This is a genomic window from Micromonospora sp. NPDC006766 (assembly GCF_040636055.1).
Taxonomy (GTDB): Bacteria; Actinomycetota; Actinomycetes; order Mycobacteriales; family Micromonosporaceae; genus Micromonospora.
Genome location: NZ_JBEYIX010000004.1, coordinates 89,159 through 105,239, shown reverse-complemented (window position 1 = coordinate 105,239; position 16,081 = coordinate 89,159). Strand labels below are relative to the sequence as shown.

The following is a 16,081-nucleotide window of genomic DNA, read 5'->3' as shown; positions in this document are numbered from 1 at the left end:
CGTCAGAGCACCTGGGACAGGAACCGGCGCAGCCGCGGGTGCTCGGGTGCCTCGAAGACGGCGGCCGGCTCGCCGGCTTCGATGACAACGCCGGCGTCCATGAAGGCGACGGTGTCGGCGACCTCGCGGGCGAAGCCCATCTCGTGGGTGACCACCACCATGGTCATGCCGGCGGAGGCGAGGTCGGCCATCACCCCGAGCACGCCCTTGACCAGCTCCGGGTCGAGCGCCGAGGTGGCCTCGTCGAAGAGCATCACCTGTGGGCGCAGGGCCAGCGCGCGGGCGATCGCCACCCGTTGCTGCTGCCCGCCGGAGAGCTGCGCCGGCCGGGCGTCGGCCTTGCCGGCCAGCCCGACGAGCGACAACTGTTCGCGGGCGATCTGCACCGCCTCGTCCTCGGAGAGCTTCTTGAGCCTCCGCAGGGCGAGGGTGATGTTGCGCAGCACGGTCATGTGCGGGAACAGGTTGAAGTGCTGGAAGACCATGCCGACCCGCTGGCGCAGCGCGTCCGGGTCGTCGCGCAGCACACTGCGGCCGTCCAGCAGCACGTCGCCATGGTCCGGTTCGATGAGCCGGTTGATGGTGCGCAGCAGGGTCGACTTACCGGAGCCGGACGGCCCGATCACGCAGGCGGTCGCCCCCCGCTCCACCGCCAGGTCGGCGCCGCGCAGCACCTTGTTGGCGCCGAAGGCCAGGTGCACGTCGCGGACGGCCAGGCTGACCGAGGTGGTCGTGGCGGTGCTCATCGAGGATCCCTCCGAGCCGGGGCCGGCGCACCGGCGGGAGCGAGGTCGAGGTCGGGTTCCGGGTCGGGCGGGGAGACCGCCCGGCCGTGGCGCAGCCGCCGGTCGATCCAGTTGACCGCGTGGGTCAGCGGCACGGTCAGCGCCAGGTAGCACAGGCCGGCCAACAGCAGTGCCGACTGGTTGCCGGTGTTCGCCGCGTAGTCCTGGCCGATGCGGAACAGTTCGCGCTGGCTGGCCAGCAAACCGAGGAAGTAGACCAGGCTGGAGTCTTTGATCAGGGCGATGAGCTGGTTCACCCAGGCGGGCAGCACCCGTCGTACGCCCTGCGGGATGATGACCAGCCGCATCGCCTCGCCCCACGAGAAGCCGAGCGCCCGGGCCCCCTCCAACTGGGCGGCCTCCACGCTCTGGATGCCGGAGCGGAAGATCTCCCCGATGTAGGCGGCGGCGATCAGCGACAGCGCCAGGATGCCCAGCGGGTAGGGATTCGGCCCCCACACCTGCATGCCCAGCGGCGCCAGGCCGACGCCGATGAGCAGGATGGTCGCCGCCGCCGGCAGGCCGCGGAAAACATCTGTGTAGACCCGGGCCGGCCACCGCAACCACCGGGTACGCGAGATGCCCGCGACGGCCAGCAGCATGCCCAGCAGCGAGCCGAGCAGGGCGGCGGAGACCGCCAGGATCAGCGTGTTCGGCAGCCCGACGGTCAGCATCTCGGGCAACGCCTCGCGCATGGACTCCCAGTCGAAGAAGGTCTCCCACAGGGTGCGCAACGGATCCATCGTCTTCTCCTACCGCCCTGCTCGTTCGTCGTATGTCAGGAAGCGGCCGACGGCGACGGCACCGCGACCGTGCCGCTGCCTGGCTTGAAGTCGGCCGGGATCGGCCGGCCCGGGTAGTACTGCTCCTGCAGCCGGCTCCAGGTGCCGTCGGCGATCACCTCGTCGAGGCCCTTGTTCAGCGCCTCGCGCAGCTTGTCGTTACCCTTGGCGACCGCGTACGCGGTCGGGGCTGGGCTGATCTGCTTGGCCGCCACCTTGATCTTGCCGTTGCTGTCGGCGGCGGACTTGTCGCCGATCTCGGCCGGGGCGATCCAGGCGTCGGCGGTGCCGGCCTTGAGCTGGTTGATCGCGCCGTTGTAGTCCGGCACCCGCACCGGGTTCAGGTTCTGCTTGGTGGCGTAGTCGTCCTGCACGGTGCCCTGCACGACCACGACCCGCTTGCCGGCGAGCTGGTCGAAGCTGGTGATTGACGAGTTGGCCGGCACGTCGAGCCCGAAGTAGCCGAAGTCGTAGCCGTTGGTGAAGTCGACGGTCTTCTTCCGTGCCTCAGTGATGGTGATGGACGAGCTGCCCACGTCGAACTTGCGGTTGTTGACCTGGGAGAGCAGGGCCGAGAAGTCGGTGCCGACGAATTCGACCCGCAGGCCCACCTTCGCGGCCGCGGCGGTGAGCAGGTCGTTGTCGAAGCCGGTGAACTTGCCGTCCTTCAGATAGATGTTCGGCGGGGCGTCGGTGAGCGTGCCGGTCCGGAGCACGCCAGGCTGGAGCAGGCCGTACGGGTTGTCGGCCTTGCTGGAGTCGTCGCCACCGCAGGCGGTGAGGCTGGCGGCGGCGAGCGCGGCGGCGGCGCCGAGCGCGGCGACGCGGGTCAGGGCAGAGAGGAATCGCACGATTGTCTCCAGGGTCCGATGGCGACGTGGGCGCACGCCGCTGACGGCACGCCCGGGCGGGCGAGCCGGAAGGGTGGTTCGGGAAGGAGGAGGCGGCGTGTCAGCGCGCGCCGGCGCGGCGACAGCCGTCGGTGCACACCCGCATCAGGTCGACGTGGCGGCGCTTGACCAGCGTGAAATCGGCCGGGTAGGCGACGCCGTCAACGGGCGGGGTGCGAAAATGAGCAGACATGGTTCCCCTTGGTCGGTGATGACCTGGGTACCAGGCCACGCTTGCATCGGCGTCCCTGCCGATGCCTGGTCTTCACCCGGGGCACCCCACCGCGGAGGAGGGTTGCCGGCCAGCGAGCCGGGGCTTGGCGCTGGCGCTCATGACCTGCCGCAGAGGTTAGCAGCAGCTCCCCCCGCGACGTCCAGCCGTTATGACCACCCTCACGTGCGGTGCCGTACTCGCGCTTCCTTCCCAGCAGCGGCCCGTCTTCCATCCGCTACGAAATTGATGACGTGAACGGATCACCGGGTCGTTGAATCGTTCACGTCATCAAGTTCGTAGCCGGCGGCGAGGAGCCGGACGAGCCGCCGGGCATCGGTCACCAGCCGGCTCCCGCCGCCCCGCGCCACCACGTCAGTAACGCCGGCACCTCGATCCGCACTCCGATCGCGGGCGGCTGCGCTCACGGGCTGCTAATTTTTTCCGATGTTCGCCCTACCCCTGACCGACGACGCCGAGCTGCGGCCGCTCGAACCGTGGCACGCCGACGAGTTCCTCGCCAACCTCGACCGGTGCCGGGAGCACATCGCCCCGTGGGTCGGCGCGTCCTTCGTGGCCACCGACGCCGAATCCGCCCGCCGGGTCCTGCAGAACTACGCCGACCGGTGGGCGCGCGACGACGGCGGGATCTGGGGCATCTGGCAGCGTGGCCGCCTGGTGGGCGGCGTGTTGTTCGTGTCGCTCAACACCACCACCGGCGTCTGTGAGGCCGGCTGCTGGCTGGAAGCCGCCGCCGAGGGGCAGGGCCTCGTCACCCGTGCCGCCCGCGTGATCATCGACTGGGCGGTCCGGGACCGGGGCATCCACCGGGTGGAGTGGGTGACCAAGGCCGACAATGAGCGCAGCATCGCCGTCGCGCGGCGGTTGGGCATGCGCCGCGACGGTGTCCTCCGCGAGGTCGCCCCGGGGCCGACCGGCCGCGCCGACATGGAAATCTGGTCGGTGCTGGCCCCCGAGTGGACGTCGCAGCCGCCGGCCCGCTGATCGCCTCCGGTGGACACGCGACGTGATTTTGTCGTACCCGGACGTCAATATGTGTCCATGGCTGCCCCCGCACTGGCCGACCGGTCCCCTCAGCCGCGCGCCCTGCCGCTGCGTGAGGTCCGCACCCGGCTCACCCAGCTCGTCGCCCTCGCCGAGCTGACCGACACCGTCACCGTGGTCACCCGCGACGGTGATCCCCGTCCGATCGCCGCGCTCGTGCCGGCCGCGGCCGCCCGCACGGCAGCGCAGGCCCGCGCCGACGCCGAACGGCTCGCCGCGATCAGCGCCGGCTGGTCCCGCCGCCTTGAGGAGCTGCACCGGCAGAGCAGCCGGCGGCACGCGGCCGAGCGGCGCGCGCTCACCGACGCTCTCGCCGAGGTCTGGGCCGAGCTGGACCGCCGCGCGGCCGGTGACCCGGCACTGGCCCGGCTCCGCGCTGTGCACGAACAGCTGATGAACGGCTGACCGCGCGGATGCCTACGGTCCGTGGCCGATCCGCCACAATGGAAGCTTCCCACGGAAGGCGGGAGGACGGACGTGAGTCAGGTCAGCGAACCGGGCATCACCGCACCGACACCGCGCAGCACCCCGGGGCGTGCCGCCCGGCTCCGGCTACTCCGGTTGTCGGCCCTGCTGGTGGTGCTTGTGCTGCTCGCCGTCGCGGTGGTCGGCGTGGTCACCGCCACCGGTCCACCCACCCTGGCCGACCTGCGCCGTCAGGCCGGCCTCGACGGCAAGCAGGAGCTGCTGATCGGGGTCAAGGACGACCAGCCCGGGGTCTCCCAGCTCATGGAGGACGGCAGCTACCGCGGCTTCGACATCGACATCGCCTACATGATCGCGGCTGACCTCGGATTCAAGCGCCGGCAGGTGAGATTTCTGCCGATGAAGAGCGAGGACCGGGCCCGCCGGCAGGCGAAGGACGGCAAGGCCAACTTCGTCACGGTCGACCTGGTCATCGCCTCCTTTAGCATCACCTCAGACCGCCTGGAGCAGGGCGTCGTCTTCTCCGAGCCCTACCTGGAGACGGAGCAGTCGGTGCTGACGCTGCGCAGCTACCCGGACCCGGTCAACGATCTGCGCGACCTCAGTGGACGCCGGGTCTGCACCCTGGCCACCTCCACCTCGGAGCAGCGGCTGCCCAAGGGCGTCACCGAGGTCATCAAGAATCGGATCAGCGAGTGTGTGCAGGACCTCTACAACGGGACCGTCGACGCGGTGACCACCGACGCCGCGATCCTCGCCGGCTTCGTGGCGCCGTTGGCCCCGGACGCGAAGCCGGAGAAGCCGCTAACCGGGGTGAAGCCGCTGCGGCACTGGGACATCGGCGAGGACAAGGCGGAGATGTGGGGGGTGAACACCGGCCCGAACCCCGCGATGAAGGAACTGGTGGACTGGTCCCTCTACCAGGCCGCCACCCGGCCGGGCCGGGACGCCTGGGACGCCGCATTCGAGACCAACCTGGCCCGGGAACAGCCCGCCAACCTGCCGCAGCAGGTGGCGGTGGGGCAGCAGCCCAAGTGTCGGAAGGTGAAGGTGCGTCAGTGGCCGTGGGAGTTGATGGTCCTCGCCCCGTCGGACCCCGCCCGGCGAGCGGCCCGGCGCGTCGGCCGGGCGCGCGGCAGGGGCAGCAGTGGTTACTGACGCTGCTGCCGGCGTTCCCCGTCCTACTGCTGGTCCTGCGCCTGTGGCAGCTCAGCCGGCAGGACATGCCGACCATGCTGCTGCTGGTGCAGTACGTCAGCCCGCTCGGCCTGCTCAGCGCGCTGCTCATTGCCCTGGTCTGGGCATTCCCGCTGGTGGTGCTCGGCACCGGCGTGCTCGGCTCGGTGCTGCGGGTCAGCGCCCCCGAACGCTTCGACCCGGACCGGTCGCTGCTGGCCTACGCCACCGCGCGTACCCCGGGCTGGGTGCTGGCTGCGGCGTCGGTGCTGGCGGCGCTCACCTGGCAGATGCGCTTCCTGCCGGCGCTGCTGATGATCATGCTGTGGCTCGTCGGGCTGCGTGTTCGGCACCGGTATCCGGACCGCACTGACCTGCTGCTCGCCCTCGGGCTGGTGCTGCCGCTGCTCGCCGGTCTGGTCGCGTACCTCTGGCTGGCCCCGGCGATCGTCTCGGCGCTGCGGCACGGTGAGCTGGCCACGGCGGCGCTGCTCGGGGTGCCCCCGGCGGCGGCCGTGATGCTCACCGGGCCGCTCCCACGCCGGTCCACGCCGCTGCTCACCCAGCTGGCGTCCTACGTGGTCGCCGCGGTGGTGCCGCTGGTCACCGGCACGGTGTTCCTGCGGGTGCCGCTGCTGCCGGCGGTGGCGGTCGAGGTCGGTCCGCCGCCGCCCGAGCCGGCGGTCGAGGTGGTGCCCGGCCAGGCGGTCACCGTGACCGACCGGATGACCATCGTACTGGACCGGAGCAGCCGGGTCCGGTTCATTCCCAACGAGCAGGTACGGGCCCAGCTGCTCTGCCCAGGCCCGGAACGGATGCCGGTCAGCGAGGTCACGGTGCACGGCTGGCCGGTCGAGCAGACCGCGCTGAACTGGATGATGCCGCGGCAACGACCCGAGCCGATCGACAGCCGCTGCTCCGGCCGGCTGGAGGAAGCGGGCTGACCCCGCCGGTGGCGGCGACCGCGACCCGGGCCCCCGCCACCGGCGTACGCCGTCAGGACCGGCCGCGCTCGGCCCGGTAGCGGCGGATCAGCGCGGCCGTGGAGGAGTCCACGTCGCCGAGTTCCGGGGCGCTGCCGCTGAGCTTCGGTGCGAGCTGGTTCGCCATCACCTTGCCCAGCTCCACGCCCCACTGGTCGAACGCGTTGATGTCCCAGACCGCCGCCTCGGTGAAGACGATGTGCTCGTAGAGGGCGATCAGCTGGCCGAGCGTCGACGGGGTGAGTTTCGGCGCGATGATCGACGTGGACGGGCGGTTGCCCGGCATCACCCGGTGCGGCACCACGTCGGCCGGGGTGCCCTCCGCCTCGACCTGCTCCCGGGTACGCCCGAAGGCGAGCGCGGCGGTCTGCGCGAAGAAGTTCGACATGAACAGGTCGTGCATGTCCCCGAGGTCGTGGTTGGGCTGGCTGAACGCGATGAAGTCGGCCGGAACGAGCCGTGTCCCCTGGTGGATCAGCTGGTAGAAGGCGTGCTGACCGTTGGTGCCGGGCTCACCCCAGAAGATCTCCCCGGTCGGGTACGTCACCGGCGTGCCGTCGACCGTCACCGTCTTGCCGTTGCTTTCCATGGTGAGCTGCTGCAGGTACGCCGGGAACCGGTGCAGATATTGCGCGTACGGCAGCACCGCGTGGCTCTGTGCGTCGAGGAAGTCGGTGTACCAGACGTTGAGCAGGCCCAGCAGCGCCGGCACGTTCCGTTCCAGCGGCGTGCCGCGGAAGTGCTCGTCGACCGCGTGGTAGCCGGCCAGCATCTCCCGGAACCGCTGCGGCCCGATCGCCAGCATCACCGACAGCCCGACCGCCGAGGGCAGCGAGTATCGGCCGCCCACCCAGTCCCAGAAGCCGAACATGTTCTCCGGGTCGATGCCGAAGTCGCGGACCCGCTGCTCGTTGGTGCTCACCGCGACGAAGTGCCGGGCGATGGCGGAGTCGTCCGCGTCCAGCCCGGCGAGCAGCCAGCGCCGGGCCTGATTGGCATTGGCCAAAGTCTCCTGGGTGGAGAACGTCTTGGAGGCCACGATGAACAGCGTGCTGGCCGGGTCCAGGTCGGTCGTCTTGTCATGAATGTCGGTGGGGTCAATGTTGGACACGAACCGGCAGGTGATCCCCGCGTCCCGGTACGCCTTCAACGCCTCGTACGCCATCACCGGCCCGAGGTCGGAGCCGCCGATGCCGATGTTGACCACGGTGCGGATCCGCTCCCCGGTGTGACCGCGCCAGGCGCCCGAGCGGACCCGGTCGGCGAAGGCCGACATCCGGTCGAGCACCCGGTGTACGTCGGCGACCACGTCCTGCCCGTCGACGGTCAGCGACGCGTCGGGCGGCAGGCGCAGCGCGGTGTGCAGCACGGCCCGGTCCTCGGTGGAGTTGATGTGCTCACCGGCGAACATGGCGGCGATCCGATCGGTCAGCCGGACCCGCTCGGCGAGCGCGGTGAGCAGGCGCAGCGTCTCGTCGGTGATCAGGTTCTTGCTGTAGTCCACGTGCAGGTCGGCGACGTCGCCGGTGAGCCGCTCACCCCGCTGCTCGTCGGCGGAGAACAGCTCCCGCAGGTGGGTGCCGCGCAGCGCCTCGGCATGTTTGCGCAGGGCCTGCCATTCGTCCGTGGTGGTGATGTCCACAGCCATCGGGTTGATCTTCTCCTTCGCGACGAGGTCTGCCAGCGGGCCGCCGTTGCCCCGCTGTCGGCGGACTCGACCAGCGTCTCACCCCTGGGGGGCTGGCGCGACGTGACACGGCATCGCCCACCCTGCGGACACCGGCGAGTTAGCCGCGCTCGCCGCGTTGTGCTTCGCCACCAGGTCCGGGAGTTCGTCCAGCGCATCGATGCGGAACAGGCACCACTGCGACACGGCCGCGGCCGACGTGTCGATCACGTCCACGGAGAGGCTGAGAGCGCGGAGGGTCATCTCCGGCATGAGCAGGCTGGTTGCCGGCAATCCCACGAACAGGCCCTGTTCCTTCAATGAGGTCAGGCACGGCCTTGCATGCGGGATCGTCAGGACAGCATGCATGATCATCGCGGGGCATCGGGGCCGCGAGTGTTCCTCAAATTCCTAGTAGGCTGGTCGTGGCATCCGCCGCCCGGTGAGCGCGGCGTAGCCCTTCAGGAAGGGAGCGCACCGTGCGCTACCGCGTGCTCGGCGGCACCGGAGTTCAGGTCAGCGTCCACTGTCTCGGCACGATGATGTTCGGCGCGGTCGGCAACCCCGACCACGACGACTGCGTCCGCATCATCCACGCCGCTCTCGATCAGGGCATCAACTTCGTGGACACCGCCGACATGTACTCGGCCGGCGAGTCCGAGACCATCGTCGGCAAGGCGCTGCGGGGCCGCCGCGACGACGTGGTCCTCGCGACCAAGGTGCACTTCCCGATGGGGGAGCGCCCGAACCTGGGCGGCAACTCGCGGCGTTGGATCGTCCGCGAGGTCGAGGAGAGCCTGCGCCGCCTGCGCACCGACTGGATCGACCTCTACCAGGTGCACCGGCCCGACCACACCACCGACGTGGAGGAGACCCTCGGGGCGCTCACCGACCTGGTCCGGGCCGGCAAGATCCGGGCCTTCGGCTGCTCGACCTTCCCGGCCGAGGAGATCGTGGAGGCGCACCACGTCGCCGAGCGGCGGGCGCTCGGCCGGTTCCGCACCGAGCAGCCGCCGTACTCGATCCTGGCCCGGGGGGTCGAGGCCGCGGTGCTTCCGGTCTGCCAGCGGTACGGCATGGGCGTGCTGGTCTGGAGCCCGCTGGCCTCCGGGTTCCTGTCCGGCCGGTACCGGCAGGGTCGGTCCGTGGATCTCACCGCCGGTCGGCCGGCGCTCACCCCGGCCCGGTTCGACCCGGCGCTGCCCGGCAACGCCGCCAAGTACGCCGCCGTCGAGGAGCTGGTCGCGCTCGCCGACGAGGTCGGCTGCACCCTGCCCGAGCTGGCCGTCGCGTTCACCGTCGCGCACCCGGCGGTCACCTCGGCGATCATCGGGCCGCGCACCATGGAGCAATTGGAGGGGCTGCTCAAGGGCGCCTCGCTCACGCTCGACGACGCGGTGCTTGACCGGATCGACGAGATCGTCGCGCCCGGCACCAACCTCTACCACCCGGACGGGTCCTGGTCGCCGCCGGTGCTCACCGACCCGGCTCGCCGCCGCCGCCCGCTGCCGGACCGGGCCGCCGCCTGACCGTGTCCGCCCGCGCCGCCGCTATCGCGGCCACCCTCGCACTGCTCGCCGCCGGCTGCTCCCGGCCGGACACATCCGTTGCCGGGTCGCCGCCCGCCACCTTCGCACCAGCCACGTCGGTGGCGGCGGTGCCGGCCGGATCAGCCACGCCGTCGCCGATGCCGACCGCCCGCGCCGGGCTCGGCGCCCGGCCGAGCCCGACCGTCCGGGCGTGCACGGTGTTTCCGGCGGACAACGTCTGGCACGCGGACGTGTCCCGGCTGCCCGCGCACGCGAGGTCCGCGGCGATGGTCGGCGCGATCGGCGCCACGGCCACGGTCCACGCCGACTTCGGCTCCGGCACGTGGGAAGGGGCGCCGATCGGCATCCCGATCACCGTCGTACCCGCCGGGCAGCGGCGGGTCCCGGTGACCTTCGGGTACGCCGACGAGAGCGACCCGGGGCCGTACCCGGTCCCGCCGGACGCGGCGGTCGAGGGTGGACCGCGCGGCACCGGCGACCGGCACGTCATCGTCTGGGACCGGGCCGCGTGCCGGGCGTACGAACTGTTCGACGCGCACCCGGTCGGCGGCGGCTGGCGGGCCGGCTCGGGCGCGGTCTTCGACCCTCCGGTCGAACCGGATGCGCCCGGCCGGCTGGACCTCCGCGGACGCGGCAGGGCTCTCCATCCTGGCCGGTCTGGTCCGCTACGACGAGGCGGCCGCCGGCCGGATCGACCATGCCATCCGGGTGACCGTGCCGCGTACCCGAACCGGCTGGACCTGGCCGGCCAGCCACTCCGCCTCGTCCGCCACCGACCCCGCCCTGCCGCAACTCGGCCAGCGGCTGCGGCTCAAGCGATCGGTGGACGTGTCCCGGCTGCCCCGGCAGGCCCGGATCGTCGCCGAGGCGATGCAGCGGTACGGGTTGATCGTCGCCGACCACGGTTCGGCCTGGTACCTGTCCGGCGCCCCGGACCCACGCTGGGACAACGACGCCCTGCACGCCCTCGGCGGTTTGCACGGGAGCGACTTCGAGGTGGTGGACGTCGCGGGCCTGATGGTCAACGCCCGCACCGGCGCCACCCGCTGAAATTCGTCGACGGTCGCGGCCACGTGCGTCAGACTGGCGGCGTGCAGCATCGTGACCTGGTCCGGGTGAGCAAGAAGATGTCCTTCGCGCTGCGACACGACCCGGCCCGGTTCAGCCTGGCCCTCGACCGGGCGGGCTGGACGCCGGTCGCCGACCTGCTCGCCGCGCTGGGGATCACCCGCGTCCAGCTCGACGCCGTGGTCGCCGGCAACGACAAGCAGCGCTTCGCCGTCGAGCGCGGGCCCGACGGCGTCGACCGGATCCGGGCCAACCAGGGCCACTCCGTCCCGGTCGACCTCGGCCTGGCGCCGGCTACGCCGCCCGACCTGCTCTATCACGGTACGAGCGAGAGTGCCGTGCCCGCGATCCGCGCCGAGGGGCTGCGTCGGGGCCGCCGGCACCACGTACACCTGTCACCGGACGTGGAGACCGCCCGCCGGGTCGGGGCGCGCCGCGACGGTGCGGTGATGGTGCTCACCGTCGATGCCGCCGCGATGGCCGACGACGGCTTCGTGTTCTACCGCAGCCCCAACGGCGTGTGGCTCACCGCCTCCGTGCCGCCGGCCTACCTGCACGCCTGAGACGGTCACGCCTGAAGCTGCTCGGCGAGGAAATCGGCGAGCACCCGGGTGTGCGTGGAGAAGGCCAGCTCGACTGGCTCGGTGACGATCAGCCACTCGGTGGCCTCCTCGGTCGGTGCCGACGGTGGCAGATCGTTGATTGCCTGCTCGGGCAGTACGCCGAAGACCATCATGGTGCCGCCGGCCGGCGCCCCGTGCACCGCGAACAGGCGTGCGTCCTCGGCCTCGGCCAGCAGGCCGGTCTCCTCGCGTAGCTCCCGGACCAGCGCCTCGTTCCACTCCTCGCCGTACTCGATGAATCCGCCGGGCAGCGCGAGCTGCCCGCGGGCCGGTTCGATGTCCCGGCGGACCACCACCACACCGAGGCCGGTCGGCGTGCGTACCGGCAGCACCGCGACCGCGACGGGCAACGGATTCCGCCACCTCGTCGCACCGCAGGTCGCGCAGACGCGCGGCCAACCGGCCTCCGCCGGGTAGGCGACGCCGCAGTGTGAGCAGTACGAGTGCGGTGTTGCGGTCACGCCGCAGCACGTTACCCGCCCGGTCGGTGAGCCGCCGGCCTTCGCCCCTGATGGCTGCTGGCCACCACTGGCTCAGGCGTCGATCATGGAGTTGTGGTGGTTCACAAAGGCGACCAATGGGAGTTGAACGGACACCACAACTCCATGATCGACGGGTGGGGGGTTAGCCGTTGAGGTGGGTGGCTGTGGCGGTGCGGAGTTCGGGGAGGCGGGCGTGGAGGAGGCCGGGGCATTCGGTGTTGTTGAAGTCCTTGTGGCCGTAGATCTCGCTGGGCGGGATGCCGTACTGCTGGCAGGTGAACGCGCAGAACCAGACCAGGCTGTCCCAGAGCGCCTTCGGCGGCTGCACGTCGAGGTAGATGCCGTCGTTCTCGATGCCGATGGCCGTGCTGTTCTGCCCGACACAGTGTGCGCCCTGGACCATCGTCTGTCCGTGCAGCAGCGCGTACAGGCTGCCGTGCCGGCCCTCGGTGAGCAAGCCGCCCCGGCTGTTGGTGAAGTGCTGCCCGGAGTCAAGCCAGCCGTTGGTGTCCATGTGCAGGTTCTGGATGTCGCGGGAGTTCCGGTAGGCCTGCGCCAGGCTGTAGTCGGTGGTGTTCGGGAACGCCGTGTGGTGAATGATGATCTTGTTGGGCTTGCTCTGCACCACGCTCACGTTGGACGAGGGCGGGCGGGCGCCCCAGGTCGCGCAGTTGGCGATCTCTGGCTGGTCAACCCGGGTGGCGGCGGCCCGCGCGCCGCCGTCGTCGCCGAACTGGGTGAACGCCGTGGCGCCGGCGGCGGCGCCGAGCAGGACCGCGCCGCGCAGCACGGTCCGGCGGGGGACGGGGAGGGACATCGGGGCCTCCTGGAGAGGTACGGACGCCGCCGGTGGCGGGTCGCTGCTCCGGGTCGCGGCGTCAGACGCGCCGAGCCGAACAGCGGCCCGCCACCGGTGCGGGTCAGCAGTTTCCGTTGCAGGCCAGCACCTTGAGCCGGTCGATGGTGCCGTTCCAGACGTTCTGGTCACCCGGGAAGACGCCCGAGTCGGCCCACTGCCAGAAGGAGTACGTCCCCCAGCCGGCCGGCAGGGTGCCGACGCTGCTGGAGTAGCGGGCGATCCACAGCGGGTTGTTGGCGGCGAACTGCGAGGTGTTGCCGGTGCAGGTGTTCCACCAGTCGGTGGTGGTGTAGATGGTCGCCCACCGGCCGGTGCGGGCGTAGTACTGGTTGACGAACGAGGCGATCCAGCTGCGCATCGAGGCCTGGCTCAGCCCGTAGCAGGTCGCGCCGTACGGGTTGTACTCGATGTCCAGCGCGCCCGGCAGGGTCTTGCCGTCCTTGGACCAGCCACCGCCGTGGTTGACGAAGTAGTCGGCCTGGACGGCGCCGCTGGACCGGTCCGGCAGCGCGAAGTGGTACGAGCCCCGGATCATCCCCACGTTGTAGGAGCCGTTGTACTGCTGGGCGAAGTACGGGCTGGTGTAGCCGGTGCCCTCGGTGGCCTTCACGTACGCGAACCGGGCGCCGTTGTTCCAGGCGGCCTGCCAGTTCACGTTGCCCTGCCAGCTGGAGACGTCCATGCCGGGCAGGCCGGCCGGCGCGGCGCTGGCGGGCGTCGCGCCGACCAGGGTCGAGGCGGCCACGGCGACCGCGGTGAACAGGGCGGCGCCGGCCGTACGCAGCACCGTTCGCAGGTGACGCTTCATCTTTCCTCCCTGGGGGTTCGCCGCGGTGCGGCGGGGGTGAAAGGAACTGTCAGTATTAGGACATAGCATGGAGGGAAATTTCAATAGATAGATGGAAGATCATCACTCGGTTTTCGTCCGAACACCCGATGTGCGCGGGTACCTGATCAGCACACCGATGGGCCGTTCGTCGGGGGCAGGGAGCACCTGGGCGGCATCACGACCATCACCGCGCCCGATCTCGACGCCGCCCTGCAGTGGGGCCTTCCGCGCGCAGTACGGCCGGACCCGCCTGACCCGCCCTCGGCGGCGGGTGCCGTCGCGGTGACCTCGGCGGCGGTCACCGCGACGGATCGGCGGTCAGCCGGCCTCGGGCGGCGGGACGGTGATGGACCGCTTGAGGATCTTGCCGGTGGGTCCCTTCGGCAGGGCCGGCACGATCCACACCTGACGGGGATACTTGTACGCGGCGAGCTGCCCCTTTACGTGCTCCCGCAGTTCCTCGCCGGTGGCGGAGGCCCCGGGCCGCAGCGCGACCACCGCCACCACCTCCTCGCCGAGCGTCGGGTGCGGAGCGCCCAGCACCGCCGCCTCGGCGACCGCCGGGTGCTCGTAGAGGACCTCCTCGACCTCGCGCGGGTAGACGTTGAAGCCGCCGCGGATCACCAGATCCTTGGTCCGGTCGACGATCCGGTAGTAGCCGTCGGCGTCCCGGGTGCCCAGGTCTCCGCTGTGGAACCAACCGTCGACGATCGCCTCGGCGGTCGCCTCCGGCCGCCGCCAGTAGCCCTTCATGATGTTGTGCCCGCGGATGACGATCTCGCCGACCTCACCGGTGGGGGCCGGCGTGCCGTCGGTCGTACGCACGTCCATCTCCACCCCCTCGATCGGGGTGCCGATGGTGCCCGGCTTGCGCGCCCGGTCCGGATGGTTGAACGAGGCGACGGGGGAGGTCTCGGACAGCCCGTAGCCCTCCAGGATTACGCAGCCGAACTTCTCCTCGAACCGGCGCAGCAGCTCCACCGGAAGCGCCGCCCCGCCCGAGACGCAGGTCCGCAGCGCCGACAGGTCCGGCTCGTCCGCGCCGGCGGTGGCCAGCAGCGCCGCGTACATGGTCGGCACACCGGCGAAGACGGTGGCCCGCTCGCGGACCATGGTCGCCAACGCCTGCGCGGCGTCGAAGCGGGGCAGCAGGGCCAGGCACGCCCCGGCCGCGACCGCGCAGTTCAGCGCGACGGTCTGGCCGAACGAGTGGAACAGCGGCAACCCGCCGAACATCACGTCCTCCGGGCCCAGCCCGAGCAGGGTGGTCCGGGTGACGTCGACGTTCCGCCGCAGGTTGTCATGGGTCAGCTCGGCGCCCTTCGGCTGCCCGGTGGTGCCGGAGGTGTAGAGGATCACGGCGGTGTCGTCGCCGTCGCGCTCGACGAACCCGGCCACCGGCTCGTGCTCGGCCAGCAGCGTGGCGAAACCGTCGGGCGTCACCGCCATGCTCACCCCGTCGGCCCGGTCGACGCCGGCCTGCTCGGTGGTGTGCCAGGCGAGGATGCCACGCGCCCCGGAGTCCGCCAGGTAGTAGTCGACCTCCCGCGGCTTGAGCAGCGGGTTCATCGGTACGACCACCGCGCCCGCGCGCAGGATCCCGTAGTAGCCGACCGCGAACTCGGGCACGTTCGGCAACATCAGCGCCACCCGGTCACCGGGTGACACCCCGTGTGCCCGCAGGTAGCCGGCGCACCGGGCCGAGGCGTCGTCCAACTCGGCGTAGCTGACCGTCCGATCGCCCAGCTTCAGCGCCGGCCGCTGCGGCGAACGCGCGGCCGAGTCGACCAGGTTCGAGGCGAGGTTCGTCATCTTTCCTCCATCACTCGGCGGTCAGGTGACGGACGATAGCGGTCGCCGGGCCATCGGTCATCAGGATCGTGTAGTGATTGGCATCGACCAACTCGGTGACCAGGTGCGGCGCCCGCTTGCGCCAGTGCCCGACGACCTCCTCGGGCAGCAGCCCGGGCGCCTGGCCGAACATGCCACGCGGGGCGTGCAGCAGCGCCACCGGCACGGCCAGCCCGACCAGGTCGGCCCCGAACGAGTCGGCCTCGACCAGCAGGTCCCGGCCGTCCTGGCGGACCGCCTCCCCGTTGCACCGGGAGCGGATCGCGCCCTCGGGGCCGGTCGCGTCGTAGCGGACGTACTGGGCCATGTCGTCGTTCCACTCGGCGGCCAGTGCGGGGTGGGCCCGGAAGAAGTCGACGTACGCCTCCGCCGAGGGGAACGTGTCGCTGAGCCGGGTGATGGCCGGGCCGAGGGTGGCCGTGAGCACCACGTCCGGGTCGACCCCGACCGGCACCGGCAGCGGCAGCCCGCCGTCGACCAGCACCAGCCGGGTGAACAGCTCCGGCCGGCGGGCGGCGGCGCGCAGGGCCGCGTACGCCCCCATGGACTGGCCGACCAGCGCGACCGGCCGGCCCTGGCCGAACTGGACGGCGGCCGCGCAGATGTCCTCGGCGTGCCGGGTCATCCCGTACGGGCCGGGCAGCCCGGCGCTGCCGCCCCGACCGCGTAGGTCCAGCGCGATCAGGCTCCAGTCCTCGGGCAACCGCCGGGCGACGGACCGGTAGGCCATGCCGGAGGCGGTGATGCCGTGCGCGGCGACGGCGATCTTCGGGCCGGTGCCGAACCGGAGAGCTGTCAGTGCGCCGTCCGGTACCTCGATCTTCACCTGTTCCAT

18 protein-coding genes, 1 pseudogene and 1 riboswitch are annotated in these 16,081 nt (G+C 71.3%); of the genes and pseudogenes, 7 read left to right on the top strand and 12 right to left on the bottom strand.

What is annotated here, in order from left to right:
- Positions 1-2: 2 nt before the first annotated feature.
- From ABZ671_RS07715 to ABZ671_RS07700, 4 genes are all read right to left on the bottom strand, one after another.
- Positions 3-746 (bottom strand): amino acid ABC transporter ATP-binding protein, encoded by a 744-nt coding sequence (locus tag ABZ671_RS07715; RefSeq protein ID WP_357852928.1) that lies wholly within the window; start codon positions 744-746, stop codon positions 3-5.
- Positions 743-1,528 (bottom strand): amino acid ABC transporter permease, encoded by a 786-nt coding sequence (locus ABZ671_RS07710; RefSeq protein ID WP_357852925.1) that lies wholly within the window; start codon positions 1,526-1,528, stop codon positions 743-745. The genes ABZ671_RS07715 and ABZ671_RS07710 overlap by 4 nt, the downstream gene beginning before the upstream one ends.
- Before the next feature lie 35 nt (positions 1,529-1,563).
- On the bottom strand, positions 1,564-2,418 hold the full coding sequence (locus ABZ671_RS07705) for an ABC transporter substrate-binding protein (protein ID WP_357852922.1): 855 nt from the start codon (positions 2,416-2,418) through the stop codon (positions 1,564-1,566).
- A 100-nt stretch (positions 2,419-2,518) separates the two neighbouring features.
- Positions 2,519-2,650, bottom strand: a complete 132-nt coding sequence (locus tag ABZ671_RS07700) for a hypothetical protein (protein ID WP_357852919.1) — start codon at positions 2,648-2,650, stop codon at positions 2,519-2,521.
- A 32-nt stretch (positions 2,651-2,682) separates the two neighbouring features.
- Positions 2,683-2,795, bottom strand: a riboswitch (SAM riboswitch).
- Between the two features lie 320 nt (positions 2,796-3,115).
- Between ABZ671_RS07700 and ABZ671_RS07695 the strand changes: the two genes are divergently transcribed.
- The 4 genes and pseudogenes from ABZ671_RS07695 (at position 3,116) to ABZ671_RS07680 (ending at position 6,279) form a co-directional block, all read left to right on the top strand.
- Positions 3,116-3,673, top strand: a complete 558-nt coding sequence (locus ABZ671_RS07695; RefSeq protein ID WP_357852916.1) for a GNAT family protein — start codon at positions 3,116-3,118, stop codon at positions 3,671-3,673.
- A 354-nt stretch (positions 3,674-4,027) separates the two neighbouring features.
- Positions 4,028-4,114, top strand: a pseudogene (locus tag ABZ671_RS07690) (type II toxin-antitoxin system Phd/YefM family antitoxin); the annotation flags it as partial.
- A gap of 96 nt (positions 4,115-4,210) precedes the next feature.
- Entirely contained in the window at positions 4,211-5,317 is a 1,107-nt protein-coding gene (locus ABZ671_RS07685) for a transporter substrate-binding domain-containing protein (RefSeq protein WP_357852913.1), read from the top strand.
- Positions 5,224-6,279, top strand: a complete 1,056-nt coding sequence (locus ABZ671_RS07680; RefSeq protein ID WP_357852909.1) for a hypothetical protein — start codon at positions 5,224-5,226, stop codon at positions 6,277-6,279. Before ABZ671_RS07685 ends, ABZ671_RS07680 begins: the two co-directional genes overlap by 94 nt.
- 52 nt (positions 6,280-6,331) lie before the next feature.
- On the opposite strand, the gene pgi is transcribed toward ABZ671_RS07680, so the two are convergent.
- Positions 6,332-7,966, bottom strand: coding sequence for a glucose-6-phosphate isomerase (gene pgi / locus ABZ671_RS07675; protein WP_357852906.1), 1,635 nt, complete (start codon positions 7,964-7,966; stop codon positions 6,332-6,334).
- Positions 7,967-8,044: 78 nt separating this feature from the next.
- Complete coding sequence (locus ABZ671_RS07670) at positions 8,045-8,359, bottom strand: hypothetical protein (protein ID WP_357852903.1); 315 nt, start codon at positions 8,357-8,359, stop codon at positions 8,045-8,047.
- 104 nt (positions 8,360-8,463) lie between these two features.
- On the opposite strand from ABZ671_RS07670, the gene ABZ671_RS07665 reads away from it, so the two are divergent.
- A complete protein-coding gene (locus ABZ671_RS07665; RefSeq protein WP_357852900.1) occupies positions 8,464-9,513 on the top strand; it encodes an aldo/keto reductase in 1,050 nt (349 codons plus the stop codon).
- Here ABZ671_RS07665 and ABZ671_RS07660 read toward each other — a convergent pair.
- Entirely contained in the window at positions 9,461-10,024 is a 564-nt protein-coding gene (locus ABZ671_RS07660) for a hypothetical protein (protein ID WP_357852897.1), read from the bottom strand. The genes ABZ671_RS07665 and ABZ671_RS07660 overlap by 53 nt on opposite strands.
- 110 nt (positions 10,025-10,134) lie before the next feature.
- Between ABZ671_RS07660 and ABZ671_RS07655 the strand changes: the two genes are divergently transcribed.
- Together ABZ671_RS07655 and ABZ671_RS07650 are read left to right on the top strand one after the other, a co-directional pair.
- The gene (locus ABZ671_RS07655) at positions 10,135-10,584 is read left to right on the top strand and encodes a hypothetical protein (protein ID WP_357852894.1); all 450 of its coding nucleotides are present in this window, start codon (positions 10,135-10,137) and stop codon (positions 10,582-10,584) included.
- A gap of 41 nt (positions 10,585-10,625) precedes the next feature.
- Positions 10,626-11,165 carry an RNA 2'-phosphotransferase gene (locus ABZ671_RS07650; RefSeq protein WP_357852891.1) on the top strand — a complete coding sequence of 180 codons (540 nt, stop codon included), beginning with the start codon at positions 10,626-10,628 and terminating at the stop codon, positions 11,163-11,165.
- Positions 11,166-11,170: 5 nt separating this feature from the next.
- Here ABZ671_RS07650 and ABZ671_RS07645 read toward each other — a convergent pair whose 3' ends face one another.
- The 5 genes from ABZ671_RS07645 to ABZ671_RS07625 form a co-directional block, all read right to left on the bottom strand.
- On the bottom strand, positions 11,171-11,686 hold the full coding sequence (locus tag ABZ671_RS07645; protein WP_357852888.1) for an NUDIX domain-containing protein: 516 nt from the start codon (positions 11,684-11,686) through the stop codon (positions 11,171-11,173).
- A 163-nt stretch (positions 11,687-11,849) separates the two neighbouring features.
- A complete protein-coding gene (locus ABZ671_RS07640) occupies positions 11,850-12,524 on the bottom strand; it encodes a peptidoglycan recognition family protein (RefSeq protein ID WP_357852885.1) in 675 nt (224 codons plus the stop codon).
- Between the two features lie 103 nt (positions 12,525-12,627).
- Complete coding sequence (locus ABZ671_RS07635; protein WP_357852882.1) at positions 12,628-13,374, bottom strand: lysozyme; 747 nt, start codon at positions 13,372-13,374, stop codon at positions 12,628-12,630.
- Positions 13,375-13,713: 339 nt separating this feature from the next.
- Positions 13,714-15,207, bottom strand: a complete 1,494-nt coding sequence (locus ABZ671_RS07630) for a long-chain fatty acid--CoA ligase (protein WP_357852879.1) — start codon at positions 15,205-15,207, stop codon at positions 13,714-13,716.
- 10 nt (positions 15,208-15,217) lie between these two features.
- Entirely contained in the window at positions 15,218-16,081 is an 864-nt protein-coding gene (locus ABZ671_RS07625) for an alpha/beta hydrolase (protein ID WP_357852876.1), read from the bottom strand.

What these genes read in the sequence shown, in the direction of transcription:
- ABZ671_RS07625 (WP_357852876.1), bottom strand. Translation starts at nt 16,081, where the DNA reads ATGGAACAGGTGAAGATCGAGGTACCGGACGGCGCACTGACAGCTCTC.
- pgi (WP_357852906.1), bottom strand. Translation starts at nt 7,966, where the DNA reads ATGGCTGTGGACATCACCACCACGGACGAATGGCAGGCCCTGCGCAAA.
- ABZ671_RS07700 (WP_357852919.1), bottom strand. Translation starts at nt 2,650, where the DNA reads ATGTCTGCTCATTTTCGCACCCCGCCCGTTGACGGCGTCGCCTACCCG.
- ABZ671_RS07695 (WP_357852916.1), top strand. Translation starts at nt 3,116, where the DNA reads ATGTTCGCCCTACCCCTGACCGACGACGCCGAGCTGCGGCCGCTCGAA.
- ABZ671_RS07640 (WP_357852885.1), bottom strand. Translation starts at nt 12,524, where the DNA reads ATGTCCCTCCCCGTCCCCCGCCGGACCGTGCTGCGCGGCGCGGTCCTG.
- ABZ671_RS07715 (WP_357852928.1), bottom strand. Translation starts at nt 746, where the DNA reads ATGAGCACCGCCACGACCACCTCGGTCAGCCTGGCCGTCCGCGACGTG.
- ABZ671_RS07630 (WP_357852879.1), bottom strand. Translation starts at nt 15,207, where the DNA reads ATGACGAACCTCGCCTCGAACCTGGTCGACTCGGCCGCGCGTTCGCCG.
- ABZ671_RS07670 (WP_357852903.1), bottom strand. Translation starts at nt 8,359, where the DNA reads ATGATCATGCATGCTGTCCTGACGATCCCGCATGCAAGGCCGTGCCTG.
- ABZ671_RS07660 (WP_357852897.1), bottom strand. Translation starts at nt 10,024, where the DNA reads ATGACGTGCCGGTCGCCGGTGCCGCGCGGTCCACCCTCGACCGCCGCG.
- ABZ671_RS07710 (WP_357852925.1), bottom strand. Translation starts at nt 1,528, where the DNA reads ATGGATCCGTTGCGCACCCTGTGGGAGACCTTCTTCGACTGGGAGTCC.
- ABZ671_RS07635 (WP_357852882.1), bottom strand. Translation starts at nt 13,374, where the DNA reads ATGAAGCGTCACCTGCGAACGGTGCTGCGTACGGCCGGCGCCGCCCTG.
- ABZ671_RS07655 (WP_357852894.1), top strand. Translation starts at nt 10,135, where the DNA reads ATGCGCCCGGCCGGCTGGACCTCCGCGGACGCGGCAGGGCTCTCCATC.